Origin of the sequence: Nitrosomonas supralitoralis, from assembly GCF_003011925.2 — a bacterium.
GTDB classification, from domain to species: Bacteria; Pseudomonadota; Gammaproteobacteria; order Burkholderiales; family Nitrosomonadaceae; genus Nitrosomonas; species Nitrosomonas supralitoralis.
In genome coordinates this window covers 23,921-36,651 of sequence record NZ_PXXU01000036.1, presented here as the reverse complement: position 1 = coordinate 36,651, position 12,731 = coordinate 23,921, and the positions used below count along the sequence as shown (strand labels likewise).

The window sequence follows — 12,731 nt, the reverse complement described above, 5'->3', positions numbered from 1 at the left end:
ATTAATTTTGAGATTGATGCAGCCGAGTTTTTCTGAAAGAGTGATCTCATGGCTTTATCGCGAAAAGGCCTACCCAACGATAAACAGGTCAGCAATATTCAGATGGTCTTACTGTAAATTGCTAACGGGAGAGAGTAATGAGGTCAATTCTATAAATTGACCTATGAATCACGAATGCAGTGTTTTTTCATAATGCCATACACGCATCGGCTTCATTTTATGTCTTCGCTGGCAGAATAGCGCTTCCGGCCAGCATTGTTTACGTCGATAATAGTCATGCCATGTTACGGTGTAATTTTCAAATTCATTGCGCATCAATGTGAAATACCTGGAAAAACCCATTGTGTCGTCTCGTAGATAAAGCTTACTCAGAAATTCAGCAATCAGTTATGCGCTGCCAAGTATAAATTCTGGTTTGAGATGAATTGGCAGGCATGCGCAAACGGAATTTGTCTGAGCGTGCTCTTTTTTGTCAACCAGGATGCTATTTTGGCAGTAGGATTTCTCAGGCAAATAAAAACCTGGTAATAAAGATGCGTTTCTGCCGTAAAATCACCGCTTCATTACTCAAGTTCTCTAACTGCTTCAGTATCAATAACCCAGCCATCAACTGGAACGGCTCACTCGGTTCTCCGCGCTTTTGTGTAATGAATCGAGATGGCTTCGTTAAACTCATGCCAAGGTATTGCCACCGATAATCTCGGCGAAAACAAAATACTTATTCTTACTATCCAATGCTTGGATATACTTCAGGGGCGAGTAGGTGGTTGCAGTTAACCCTGAAAACACCGCAATGATTCCTTCATGATCAACAACGGGAGATGAATTTGAGCCGTAACCAGATGGTATAAAGCCTGAAAGCCTGCTGATAGTAGACTTTATTGACTATCAAGATATTGATGAAACAGGGGTGATTAACTCCACCGCACGTTTTCGCAGTTAAGTCAATTAGATTGATGCTTTTTATTAATTTTGCTTGAGATAAGAAATGCATCAATTCAGGCTTATGGTTTAAAACTCTGTAAATCAGTTTTTCAATGATTGATTGGCTTTGGTGATGGAACAATTGTCGCCGATGACGATTCAGATTTTAAACTGTTCATGGACTGGGGTGCATCTGGAGCTTTATTCTTCGATCTGGCGTCATCGAGTTTGGTTTCATTTTCAACTATGGCCCCACTTTTTTTGCCTGGGAGTTGTTTTTGTGCGTCTTCACTAGTACTTTGGTAAAAGTAATCGTTAATCCAGAAGTACATGATGCTACTCAGCAGCAGTATGAGAAACAAATATAGTTTCCAAGGACGTTCTTTTTCTGCATACGGATCGATCAGCGATCGCTGGGCGCCGGGCGGCAAACTGGCTATCTTTGTCAGTGAGGTGCCGAATGGAATATTAATAATGGCGCGCGTATTCACCGCCCAGCCATTGCCATCCAGCATTGGTGCCAGGTTACGCTTGCGCAGCTTGAGATATGCAAGAATAACCGATGGGCCGGAGATCAAGAGAAACAATCCAAGAATTACCAACGGCATTTTCCACCAGACTAAACTGATAAATCCTGTAACGACGGATGCAATCGCAGTCCCGATAGCTCCAATGGCGAGACCAATAGCCGCAAAAATACCGGCAAATTTTCCCACATCAAACGGAGCAGGTGATGCCTTTCCGGTATCCATTGTTTGTGTGGTATTTACTATGCTGGAAGCGGCCTGATTCTGTATTGCCTTTTCTCGGGCACTGACTATTTTCTCGATCTGCTCACCAATCATTTTGCCAATCCGTTTATACGGATACCACAAGGCTTGGCGGACACTGATGGGGTGTTCGATAATTTTTACGATAGTTGCATTCCAGTCTTGACCTTTGCGATCATAAAAAATGCCGTTCCGACCTACCATCAGGTTATCCGAATCGCCATTCGTGAATGCTGCAACAATGGTCATTTTTTTACTTTCATCGTCACTTCGTTGACATTCGCAATAGGCCAGATAGGTTCCGCTTAGGTTTGCCATGCTGCTGTGCTTGTTAATGTCTGTGACATGCAAGCAAAAATCACAGCTGCGTCCATCCAAATAGAGCGTTCCAGCCTGAAAAATTGCCTTGTTCTGCGCGGTGTAAAAATCATGAAATGATACAAAATTGTCTAATAACTGAAAAAGATAGCAATGAAAGCGAATTAATTTTTCCACAGAATTGATGGCATCTGCAGTGCCGGAGTGTGATTTGTCCTTCTGAATCAACAGCATGATTTTTTCGCGATATCCACCTGACAGAATGGTGCGAACACGTTTAATACCTAAAGACTCGACAGCAGCGCCCCGTTTTGCTTTCAGCCAAGTCTGATAAGCAGAAAATTTATCGCATAATTCCAGCCAATCTCCATTACTTAGATTATCTTTATTTCCTAACAGCGGCATAACAACCTTCTCTTTAAATTCAGCCAGAGCTTCGATCCAGGCAGGATTAATTCCGGAAGCAAGCGGGAGTGGTTTTTTCGCTTCAACTTTTGCCAATGGAAAAGCAGCAACCTCTTCAGAATCAGCGGATAAATTTTTTCTGGTCAACGCCTCATATTCCGTGAGCGCAGGATTCAGCGGATCACTGGCTCGTTGATCGAATTCTGCTAATCGGCAACGTGTAAAATAATCATCAATTTTGAGCTTAACCCGATCGAAAGCTGTCTTAGCAGTTTGCGTCTCATCGCCCAGCAGCAGTATGTTAATTGAATCTTTTTCCGCTTCTCGCCACCATTCAGAGAAAGCATTCGCTTCGGTATAAAATTGTTTGACTTTTTCTTCAGAAACTCCTGGCAAACCAGACCGGTCTATCTCCGAGCCGATACAATCAATGATTTCCTCAATCACCGCTTGAGTATTAGGGTCTGGGGCGGTACTCGAAGGAATAATGCCATCTCCATTGTATTTCGTGTTTGCAAAAATCTTACTTAAGTCTGCGGTATCTTCAACGGTGATTGCGGGTTCTTCGCCTTTGCCAATATTGAGCAATATTTCTTTTGCCGATGCTAGTAAAAGTGCACCTTCTTCGGTTTCATCTTCAATAGCGTTCAAGGGAAGAGAGTTTGATCCTCGAATCATATCTTCCGGATTCTTTAACAGTGAAGTGGTCCAATTCACGGCTGCAATGATCTCTGGCACTCGTATATGACCATCTTTATTGGTATCAATGAATTCCAGTGTTTTAGAATCAAATTCCAGATTGTCGGTAGGGCAACTCAGTGCTGCCCAGAGCTTAGGATCAAGCTCGCTGAGTGATTTCAAGTCAGCGCTTGAATTTAAGTGAACCTGATCAAAACCGCCAGAGCGGAAAAAACGCCATTTATGTAAAATATTCATAATTTCCTTTTTCTGTAGCTATATGATTTAAGACAATTAAAAACCTTAGCAGCCTACATGGACTCTCCTGTCTGCGCAAGGTTATGGATGTTGATATGAAGATAAGCTGTGGCGTTACAGACAAACGGACTGTTTTGGGCATTGTCCTGACCGTATCGGCCACTCAGTTAGACAAAGGTTTTAGGTTGTTACTGTATCTGGGTTTTCTTGTAATTCATTGCCTGCGAAGTGATTATGTGCTGTAAATTTTTTCTTGTGCTGCGGTTCATGGAGAAAGTGAAGCACTCTACAAACGTATATTCTGGAAATGAGATTATTGTAGAGCAGGAGATTTTCAGAAAGGACTATTTAGGCGGGATTCTGAGATTTGTCAATTACACCGACATGAAGGCTAAATACTCCCTGATTACGCTCCTTGAAGTATTGCTTGAGCGGATCATGAATAACTTTAAACGCCATTTCTTCCCATGGTATTTCTGGCTCGGCTAGAAGTTTGACTTCCAGACTCTCTATCCCGGGCTTGAAGTCGAGATCAAGCAGTTTTGCCCTGAAAATAACATAAACCTGGCTGATATGGGGAAGGCTATACACAGCGTATAGATCGCCTATTTCCACTCGAGCATTAGCTTCTTCCAGAGTTTCTCTTGCAGCGGCTTGTGCCAGCGTTTCATTATTCTCCATAAAGCCAGCTGGCAAAGTCCACCAGCCTTTACGGGGCTCTATGGCACGTTTGCACAATAAAATTTTGTCTTCCCATTCAGGAATGCATCCAACAACCATCTTGGGATTCTGATAATGTATGATATTACAAGTGCCACACACATAGCGGGGGAGAGAATCACCCTCAGGGATTATCAATTCAACAGTAGCACTACAGTTGCTGCAATATTTCATGGCGAATCCTAACTTGCTTGTTCAGTAATATCAAAAGATTTAATTTTGCGTGACAGTAAAATCTCTGATTGCCAGTTGATTTCCTGATCCATCAATTAATTCCACACGCCATGATCCTATCCGTTCGTGATCAAGTTGCTTGGTGGCGTGAGTACGCCAATTGTTATTGTGCACTTGCAAGTACAATTGTGAATCCAGCTCGTTATTAAAATACCAATCAACTCGAATTTTTTCCCCCTGCAGGTTTTTGAGCTGCAGATAGAAATGGATAGGTCTGTTTTCACCCGGCTGTAATTGAATAGTGTCAATTGAGTCAACGGGTTCGCGTGCTTTAATCGAATGAGTTAACAATGCCCTGAGAACCTCGGGGTGATCCTCTGCCTGGTGCGGTTTGGTTTTAGATGCGGTTTTGGGTATGTTTCTATCGGATGCGCTGGATTGATTAGTAACAGAAGGAATAGAATTTGCTTCTGGCTTTCTGGCAGGAACAATCACTGTCCTAGGCTTGATACCGTTGCTGTGGGATTGTGCCGTAATTGATTGAGCGTCGTGGCGCGTGGCGATTGAGGCATTAAGCTGAGCATCAGTTGATTCATTGCGTGTGTCGAGTTCCATTTCAAGCTTTTCTGGAGGAAGCGTGTTTTCAGGTGCAGAAATAATTGAATCATTTATGGGTTTCTCAGTGCTTTCGCTACCAAAAATTAAATAACCGATCAGGATTATAATAGTCAGCAGTGCGAGCGCAGCAATGGAAATTTTTTTCCAATCCAGCGATTCTTCATAAATGATTTCAGGTTCAGGATAGATTTCCTCGATGGCTTGTGGGGGTTCTTGCTGAATTTGAATGCGGATTTTTAATGTATTGTTATTGTTGCCCATGATGTGCTTTTTAAAGACAAGATGAAATCGCAGGATTAATTTTCGATCAATGCGCAGTATAAAGTATTTTTGATCAAGAACTGAAACCGCGTTGCATTGGTATTCGTTATACTTATTCGATATGAATGAAAAAATCGAGAAAATAAAACAACATGCTCAAGATTTACGTGCAGAGATCGAACTGCACAATTACCGGTATTATTCGTTGGATAATCCAACTATTGCTGATGCCGAATACGATAAACGCTTGCGCGAATTACAGCAAATTGAGCAAGACTATCCACAGCTAATAACGGCGGATTCACCTACACAACGCGTTGGTGCTGCGCCGCTCAAGGCTTTTTCGCAAATTGTGCATCGTATACCGATGTTGTCGCTGAGTAATGCGTTTGAAGATGCGGAAGTGGCAGCATTCGATCGCCGTGTTTGTGAAGGATTATCGGTAGATAGCGTCGAATATGCGGTAGAGCCGAAATTTGACGGGCTGGCTGTCAGCTTATGCTATGAGGATGGTGTTTTTAAAACCGGAGCAACACGTGGCGATGGCTACACTGGTGAAGATATCACGTTGAATCTGAGAACGATTAAATCGATTCCTTTGTCGCTTCCAGTCGAAAATCCACCGTCATTGCTGGAAGTAAGGGGCGAAGTGTTAATGCTGAAAGCGGATTTTCTGAATTTGAATCAACGCCAATTGGCTAAAGGTGAAAAAGAGTTTGCCAATCCGCGCAATGCAGCAGCAGGGTCATTGCGTCAACTGGACCCTGGAATTACCGCAACCCGGCGTTTAACTTTCTTTGCTTACGGTGTTGGAGAATATCAAGATAGCCACATGCCGCTGGATAAGCACAGTCATGTAATGGCTTACCTTACATTGTTGCATTTTCCCGTAGCCAAGGAGTGTAACGTGGTTAGAGGATTCCAAGAATTATTGGCGTATTATCAAACGATTGAGATGCGGCGTGAGAGCTTGCCCTATGATATTGATGGGGTGGTGTATAAAGTCAATTCCTTGAAACAACAGGTGCAGTTGGGATTTGTGTCGCGAGCGCCACGCTTTGCGCTAGCGCATAAATTTCCGGCCCAGGAAGCAGTGACGCAGTTGCTAGGTATTGATGTACAGGTTGGCAGAACCGGTGCTTTGACGCCGGTTGCACGCTTAAAGCCGGTGTTTGTCGGTGGCGTGACCGTCACCAACGCCACTTTACACAATGCGGATGAAATTAAGCGCAAGGATGTTCACATTGGTGATACCGTCATCGTGCGCCGCGCGGGCGATGTGATTCCGGAAATTGTATCCGTGGTACTGGAAAAACGTTCAGCTGACACACAGATTTTTACGATGCCGGAGCATTGTCCGGTGTGTGGCGCTAAAGCAGTGCAGCATGCAGATGAGGCGGTATCGCGCTGTACCGGCGGATTATTTTGCGCGGCGCAACGCAAACAGGCAATATTGCATTTTGCTTCACGCCGGGCGATGGATATTGAGGGTTTGGGCGATAAACTGGTTGAACAAGTAGTTGATCAAGCGATTGTGCGCACTCCTGCGGATTTGTATAAATTAGGATTAAGCGCACTGGCTAATCTGGAACGAATGGCGGAGAAATCAGCCAGTAATATCCTGCGCGCGATAGAAAAAAGTAAGCATACAACATTATCAAGATTTATCTACGCATTGGGAATCCGCAACGTTGGAGAAGCAACTGCAAAGGAATTGGCAGCGCATTTGGGCAGCCTCGACCGGCTGATCGAAGCCGGTAGTGAGCGTTTGCAATGTATTCCTGATATCGGTCCGGTGGTTGCACAAAGTATCGCGGATTTTTTTGCCGAGGCACATAACCGCGAAGTGATTGAGCAACTTCGTGCCTGTGGAGTGCGCTGGGATGAGCATGAAGGAATATCCACTTTAGTCGTTGGAATGCAACCATTACATGGCAAGACGTTTGTGTTGACCGGAGCACTACCCACCATGAGCCGCGAAGAAGCAAAAGAAAAAATTGAAGCGCTGGGTGGCAAAGTCAGTAACAGTGTTTCGAAGAAAACAGATTATGTTGTCGTGGGTACGGATCCGGGCAGCAAATACGACAAGGCGCTGAGTTTAGGCATTTCTGTGCTTGATGAAACGGGACTGCTCGAATTACTGAAATAATGTTGAAATTACCATGCTGACTTATCAACAAGCGCAACAAGTTATGGATAATGCTGAATTAATTTATTCCAAGCAAACTATCGCGCGAACGGTACATCGCATGGCGCTGGATATCACGCAATTGTTATCGCGGCAGCAGCCACTGGTTCTATGCGTGATGGGCGGTGCGGTGGTATTCACAGGGCAACTGTTACCACAACTCTCGTTTCCGCTGGACTTTGATTATTTACATTTATCACGTTATAACAATCAGTTGCAAGGTGGAAAAATTCAATGGCGGGTGGAGCCCGGAGAAAGTGTCAAAAATCGGGTTATTTTGGTACTGGATGATATTCTGGATGAAGGCATTACGCTTGCTGCTATTCGTGACAAAGTATTGGAAAATGGCGCTAAAGCATTTTATAGTGCGGTATTTGCTGAAAAAGAAACGAGCAAGCCGAAATCACTTCAAGCTGATTTTGTTGGACTGGTCGTCCCGGATCGCTATGTTTTTGGGTTTGGCATGGATATACACGGCGCGTGGCGGAATTTACCTGCCATTTATGCAGTAAAGAATTGAAACTGGAACTGGGAGAGCTATGTTTGCAATTATTGGCGGTAGTGGAATGACGCAATTATCCTGTTTGGAAATATCACACCGACAAATCATACGCACACCTTATGGCGAACCTTCCGGTCCGTTGACGTTTGGCAAAATGAAAAATGAAAACATCGTTTTCTTGGCTCGGCACGGACACGGGCACACGATTCCGCCGCATGCGATCAATTATCGCGCGAATTTATGGGCGCTACATTCATTGAAACCGTCGCATGTCATCGCCGTGGCGTCGGTAGGTGGTATTCGCGCCGACCTGACACCAGGTCGGTTGATGATTCCGGACCAGATTATTGATTATACTTATGGGCGCAGTTTCACTTTTTTTGAAGGCAAAGAGAAACCGGTCACGCATATTGATATGACTTTGCCGTATAGCCAACGGACTCGCGCATTGCTGCTGCAAGCGGCGAAAAATGCCAGGGAAGCTGTTCTCGATGGCGGGGTTTATGCCGCGACGCAGGGCCCCAGACTTGAAACGGCTGCCGAAATCAATCGGTTGGAACGCGATGGCGCGAATATCGTGGGCATGACCGGCATGCCGGAAGCCGCGCTGGCCAGGGAACTGGACTTAAATTACGCCAGCATTGCCGTGGTGGCCAATTATGCTGCTGGACGAGGCACGAACGTGAGCAGCATTCCATTGAAGGAGATTTATGCAGTGCTGGAACAGGCGATGGTCGGAGTCAGAAACATTCTAGAACATGTGGTGAGTTGCGATGGCCATTAAACCAGTACTCAAAATGGGTGAGCCCTTGCTGCTGCAAGTAGCCAAACCTGTCGAACAATTCGATACCCCGGAACTGCACGCACTGATTCAGGATATGCAGGAAACCATGGAGTATTTGCACGGTGCAGGTCTGGCGGCACCCCAGATTGGCGTAAGCTTGCAAGTAGTTATTTTCGGATTTAAAAAGAATCAGCGCTATCCCGATGCCGATGAAGTGCCTTTTACGGTTTTATTAAATCCACAATTGACACCGTTATCCGATGAAAAAGAAGATGGCTGGGAAGGTTGTCTGAGCGTACCGGGCCTGCGCGGCGTGGTGCCACGCTATGCGCATCTGCGTTATCAAGGTTTCGATCAATATGGTAAAGCAATCGACCGCACGGTCAGCGAGTTTCATGCACGCGTGGTGCAACATGAATGCGATCACTTGCAGGGGATTTTGTATCCGATGCGGATCAAGGATTTTCGTTTATTTGGGTTTACGGATGTGTTGTTTCCGGGGCAGATGGTTGTGGATGAGTAGGTTTATACGATATATCTAATATTTGTTGGTTTATATGTGCACTGAGCAGCTTGTCGAAATCTCGAAGGCGTTATTGACACCATTAATTGCCGTGGTTACAACATACATTGCATATCAGCAATGGAAGTTAAATCGACAGAAACTATTTCTTGATCTTTATGATCGGCGACTAAAAGTATATGAGGAAGTCCGACAGATTCTTGGCATAGTTGCTCGAGATGCAAGAGCGAGTTATGACGATCTCTTGAAATTTCGTAAAGCTGTTTCTGAAGCAGATTTTCTATTTGAATCAGAGATCTCAAAATATATCGAGGAAATATATCAACATGGTGTGAAGCTTTGCTATTGGACTGAGGAATACCGCGATTCCACACAGGCTAAGCCAGATGGATATGATCATCAAAAAGTTTGTGACGGAATGCATGCTGAGCTTAATTGGCTAACACAACAATTCGAGCCAGCGAAACAGAAATTTAGAAAATATCTTAATATTAGCTACTGAATTGTGACATTATGATCAAGCTAAATATTAGAAATCACCTGCGCTCAATCCGGTTTGACAACAACCAATATCACCACCGCAAACAAAATCAGCACCGGAAATTCATTAAACCAGCGGTAAAACACATGACCATGCCGATTGGCGTCGTTTTTAAACGCCGTGACAAATTTCCCGCAGTAATAGTGATAAACAATCAATATCAATACCAATGCCAGTTTGGCATATAACCAACTGCCGGAGAAACCGTAACCCAGCCACAGCCACACGCCGAACACCACGGTGAGAACCGCACCGGGGGTCATAATGCCATAATAGAGTTTGCGTTCCATGATCTTGAAGCGCTCATTGCCGGGCTGATCTTCGCATTGGGCGTGATAGACGAATAAGCGTGGCAGGTAGAATAATCCTGCGAACCAGGTGACCATGAAAATGATGTGCAGTGATTTTATCCAGAGCATGTTTGTGTGAATGATTAGTGTTAAAGTTGTACGAAATGGAGATTGTGATTTTAGCGCTATTCCCTGAGATTAGGGGATTATGTGTAATTGTTAGTATTTTGATTAAAGAGTGGAATGACTATGGATCGACATTATCAAAATTTAGTTCAGAAACTGGAAGAGATTACTCATTTGAATGGTGTGATGAGCACGCTGGGGTGGGATCAGGAAGTGATGATGCCTGCAGGTGCCAGTGAAGCCCGCGCGAAGCAGATTGCAGCGCTGGCAGGGGTGATTCATGAGCGCATGACCGATCCTGCGTTGGGGGATTGTCTGAATGAACTGAAAGAAAAGAATTTTGATCATTTGAATGAGGTGGAGCGCTGCAATATCCGCGAAGCACTGCATAGTTATGAATTGGAAACCAAGGTGCCGAAGCGGTTGGTGCAGGAGTTGGCAGAACTGGGTTCGCGTGGGCAGGGGATTTGGGTGATAGCGCGGCAAGAGAATAAGTTTTCCGATTTTGCGCCGGTGTTGAAGCGTTTTCTGGAATTAAAGACAGAATGGGCGCAGCGCATATCGCCGGAGTTGAAGCCATATGATGCCAATATTGATCTGTTCGAGCGCGGTACAACAATGGATATGATCACACCCATCTTTGAGTGTCTGAAACAGGAATTGATCCCGTTGATTGAAGCCATTCAGAGTCAACCTCTGCAGCCAGATACATCATTCTTGCAGGGTAGGTTTGCACTGGATAAGCAGGAAGCACTGGCACGTGCAATCAGCCAGGACATTGGTTTTAATATTGCTCAAGGGCGTATTGATGTGTCGGTGCACCCTTTTTGCGGCGGCAGTCATCCGACTGATGTGCGGATTACGACACGTTATAAGGATAGTGATTTTATCGAATCATTGTATTCTGTGATTCATGAAACCGGTCATGCATTGTACGAACAGGGGCGTCCACATGAGTTGGGAGATGTGCCCGCTTCGGAATCCTTGACGATGGGAATTCATGAGTCCCAGTCATTGTTCTGGGAGCGCATGGTTGCGCAAAGCAAGCCGTTTTGCTCGCATTATTTCGATACGATCCGCGCAGCATTTCCAGAAAATCTAAAATCTGCTGACGTGGATTCGTTTTATCGCGCGATTAATACTTGTAAGCCGGATTTGATTCGCGTGGAAGCAGATGAAGTGACTTACCCTTTGCATGTCATATTGCGCTATGAAATCGAGAAGGGCCTGTTTGAAGGTTCGATGCGAGTTGATGATCTTCCGGAGATTTGGAATGAATCGATGCAGAAATATCTTGGAATTAAGCCGCCCTCTGATACGTTGGGTGTATTGCAGGATTCGCATTGGAGCGGAGGGGCATTTGGGTATTTTCCTTCGTATACATTGGGCGCGATGTATGCATGCCAATTTTATAACACATTACTTCGGGAGCAGCCTGATACGAAAAAAAACATTGCTTCAGGTAATTTTGCACCGATTAAAGTCTGGTTAAACGAAAAAATTCATCGTCAAGGCAGACTTTACACGCCGCAAGAACTCGTGCAGCGTGTGACAGGTGAAGCTTTGAATCCGGATCATTTTATTGGTTACTTAAAAACTAAATACGGTGAAATTTATCAGCTGGGTTAATGGTTTTTACTGAGGGTCGGTTTTGCAGTAAGCAAAAGTTTCTGGTCTGATTCATTTTTGTTATTCTTGCTTGCTACCTGATTGCTTTCAATCCATTTTTTGACACGATTTGCGTCTCCGATCCGCGTATTTTTACCCCACGAATTGAGAAGCACAATGACAACGGGCTGTCCAGAAATTTTGGTGTGCATGACTAAACAGCGCCCGGCTTCATTCAGATAGCCTGTTTTGGAAACGTCGATAGTCCAGTTTTGGCTACGTACCAAACTATTGGAATTGACATATTGCAACGGGCCGCGCCTGTTTCCTGGCGATACGGAATGTTGCGATGTGGTGGAAAATTCACGGATAATTGCATAGCTGTTGGAAGCCGCGACCAGCTTTGCTAAATCGCGCGCGGTTGCTACATTATTACTGCTTAATCCGGTAGGTTCAACAAATTGGCTGTTAAACATACCAAGTTGTTTGGCTTTAATGTTCATGGCATTCACAAATGCCTTGGTGCCTCCGGGATAGGTGCGACCTAGTGCCGCCGCAGCCCTGTTTTCTGAGGACATGAGCGACAGTTTCAACAATTCATGCCGAGAAAGCTTGCTGCCTACAGGTAGTCGAGAAGTCGTGTACTTTAACTTATCGACATCAGCATTTTCTATCGAGAGGATTTCATTCGGCGATAAACGTGCATCAAGTGTGACTATGGCAGTCATCAGCTTGGTGATCGAAGCAATGGGCATAACCTTATCGGCGTTCTTGTCGTAAATGACATGCTCATTCTTTGCGTTAAAAACAAGCGCAGCATGAGACTTGATATCCAGACTGTTTTTTTGTGCCAGTAAATTACCCGCATAAAAAAATAAGATGCAAGATAAAATAAATATTTGTTTCACTCTTCTCCCTCTCATTGAATAAAAATTGCAAATTAAGTTAATATCAATTCACACATTTTATGAGCGAGAAAATTATCATTTAAAAGTTTTATTATCAAAATATTTTTATGGTGTGCTAATTTCTAGTAGAAATTC

Annotated in this window: 13 protein-coding genes; 7 read left to right on the top strand and 6 right to left on the bottom strand. The window is 44.4% G+C overall.

Features of this window, described 5'->3' with window-relative positions; genetic code table 11:
• Positions 1-505 precede the first annotated feature (505 nt).
• Together C7H79_RS17995 and C7H79_RS11700 are read right to left on the bottom strand one after the other, a co-directional pair.
• Positions 506-676 carry a hypothetical protein gene (locus tag C7H79_RS17995; protein WP_172592427.1) on the bottom strand — a complete coding sequence of 57 codons (171 nt, stop codon included), beginning with the start codon at positions 674-676 and terminating at the stop codon, positions 506-508.
• A gap of 358 nt (positions 677-1,034) precedes the next feature.
• Positions 1,035-3,353 (bottom strand): hypothetical protein, encoded by a 2,319-nt coding sequence (locus C7H79_RS11700; protein WP_106707445.1) that lies wholly within the window; start codon positions 3,351-3,353, stop codon positions 1,035-1,037.
• Positions 3,354-3,448: 95 nt separating this feature from the next.
• On the opposite strand from C7H79_RS11700, the gene C7H79_RS17990 reads away from it, so the two are divergent.
• Positions 3,449-3,598 (top strand): hypothetical protein, encoded by a 150-nt coding sequence (locus C7H79_RS17990; protein ID WP_172592426.1) that lies wholly within the window; start codon positions 3,449-3,451, stop codon positions 3,596-3,598.
• A gap of 103 nt (positions 3,599-3,701) precedes the next feature.
• Here the strand turns inward: C7H79_RS17990 and C7H79_RS11695 are convergent, their stop codons facing one another.
• Together C7H79_RS11695 and C7H79_RS11690 are read right to left on the bottom strand one after the other, a co-directional pair.
• Positions 3,702-4,247: an NUDIX hydrolase gene (locus C7H79_RS11695; RefSeq protein ID WP_106707444.1), complete on the bottom strand. Its 546-nt coding sequence runs from the start codon at positions 4,245-4,247 to the stop codon at positions 3,702-3,704.
• Between the two features lie 39 nt (positions 4,248-4,286).
• Positions 4,287-5,126 carry a DUF2914 domain-containing protein gene (locus C7H79_RS11690; protein ID WP_106707443.1) on the bottom strand — a complete coding sequence of 280 codons (840 nt, stop codon included), beginning with the start codon at positions 5,124-5,126 and terminating at the stop codon, positions 4,287-4,289.
• A 121-nt stretch (positions 5,127-5,247) separates the two neighbouring features.
• Here C7H79_RS11690 and ligA point away from each other — a divergent pair, with 121 nt between their 5' ends.
• Genes ligA through C7H79_RS11665 form a run of 5 tightly spaced genes read left to right on the top strand, consistent with a single transcriptional unit; the run spans position 5,248 to position 9,625 of the window.
• Entirely contained in the window at positions 5,248-7,275 is a 2,028-nt protein-coding gene (gene ligA / locus C7H79_RS11685; protein WP_106707442.1) for an NAD-dependent DNA ligase LigA, read from the top strand.
• A 13-nt stretch (positions 7,276-7,288) separates the two neighbouring features.
• Positions 7,289-7,834 (top strand): hypoxanthine-guanine phosphoribosyltransferase, encoded by a 546-nt coding sequence (locus C7H79_RS11680; protein ID WP_106707441.1) that lies wholly within the window; start codon positions 7,289-7,291, stop codon positions 7,832-7,834.
• Between the two features lie 19 nt (positions 7,835-7,853).
• A complete protein-coding gene (locus tag C7H79_RS11675; RefSeq protein WP_106707440.1) occupies positions 7,854-8,600 on the top strand; it encodes an S-methyl-5'-thioinosine phosphorylase in 747 nt (248 codons plus the stop codon).
• Entirely contained in the window at positions 8,590-9,123 is a 534-nt protein-coding gene (gene def, locus C7H79_RS11670) for a peptide deformylase (protein ID WP_106707439.1), read from the top strand. The genes C7H79_RS11675 and def overlap by 11 nt, the downstream gene beginning before the upstream one ends.
• A 34-nt stretch (positions 9,124-9,157) precedes the next feature.
• The gene (locus tag C7H79_RS11665; protein ID WP_147383598.1) at positions 9,158-9,625 is read left to right on the top strand and encodes a hypothetical protein; all 468 of its coding nucleotides are present in this window, start codon (positions 9,158-9,160) and stop codon (positions 9,623-9,625) included.
• Between the two features lie 44 nt (positions 9,626-9,669).
• Here the strand turns inward: C7H79_RS11665 and hemJ are convergent, their stop codons facing one another.
• Entirely contained in the window at positions 9,670-10,083 is a 414-nt protein-coding gene (gene hemJ, locus C7H79_RS11660; RefSeq protein ID WP_106707437.1) for a protoporphyrinogen oxidase HemJ, read from the bottom strand.
• 120 nt (positions 10,084-10,203) lie between these two features.
• Here hemJ and C7H79_RS11655 point away from each other — a divergent pair, with 120 nt between their 5' ends.
• Positions 10,204-11,709: a carboxypeptidase M32 gene (locus C7H79_RS11655; protein WP_106707436.1), complete on the top strand. Its 1,506-nt coding sequence runs from the start codon at positions 10,204-10,206 to the stop codon at positions 11,707-11,709.
• On the opposite strand, the gene pbpG is transcribed toward C7H79_RS11655, so the two are convergent.
• Entirely contained in the window at positions 11,706-12,596 is an 891-nt protein-coding gene (gene pbpG, locus C7H79_RS11650) for a D-alanyl-D-alanine endopeptidase (protein ID WP_242447264.1), read from the bottom strand. The two genes, C7H79_RS11655 and pbpG, sit on opposite strands and share 4 nt — an antisense overlap.
• Positions 12,597-12,731: the final 135 nt, after the last annotated feature.

Bases quoted from the DNA above. Each gene is read 5' to 3' on its own strand.
- C7H79_RS17995 (WP_172592427.1), bottom strand. From the start codon at position 676: ATGAGTTTAACGAAGCCATCTCGATTCATTACACAAAAGCGCGGAGAA.
- C7H79_RS11700 (WP_106707445.1), bottom strand. From the start codon at position 3,353: ATGAATATTTTACATAAATGGCGTTTTTTCCGCTCTGGCGGTTTTGAT.
- C7H79_RS17990 (WP_172592426.1), top strand. From the start codon at position 3,449: ATGAAGATAAGCTGTGGCGTTACAGACAAACGGACTGTTTTGGGCATT.
- C7H79_RS11695 (WP_106707444.1), bottom strand. From the start codon at position 4,247: ATGAAATATTGCAGCAACTGTAGTGCTACTGTTGAATTGATAATCCCT.
- C7H79_RS11690 (WP_106707443.1), bottom strand. From the start codon at position 5,126: ATGGGCAACAATAACAATACATTAAAAATCCGCATTCAAATTCAGCAA.
- ligA (WP_106707442.1), top strand. From the start codon at position 5,248: ATGAATGAAAAAATCGAGAAAATAAAACAACATGCTCAAGATTTACGT.
- C7H79_RS11680 (WP_106707441.1), top strand. From the start codon at position 7,289: ATGCTGACTTATCAACAAGCGCAACAAGTTATGGATAATGCTGAATTA.
- C7H79_RS11675 (WP_106707440.1), top strand. From the start codon at position 7,854: ATGTTTGCAATTATTGGCGGTAGTGGAATGACGCAATTATCCTGTTTG.
- def (WP_106707439.1), top strand. From the start codon at position 8,590: ATGGCCATTAAACCAGTACTCAAAATGGGTGAGCCCTTGCTGCTGCAA.
- C7H79_RS11665 (WP_147383598.1), top strand. From the start codon at position 9,158: ATGTGCACTGAGCAGCTTGTCGAAATCTCGAAGGCGTTATTGACACCA.
- hemJ (WP_106707437.1), bottom strand. From the start codon at position 10,083: ATGCTCTGGATAAAATCACTGCACATCATTTTCATGGTCACCTGGTTC.
- C7H79_RS11655 (WP_106707436.1), top strand. From the start codon at position 10,204: ATGGATCGACATTATCAAAATTTAGTTCAGAAACTGGAAGAGATTACT.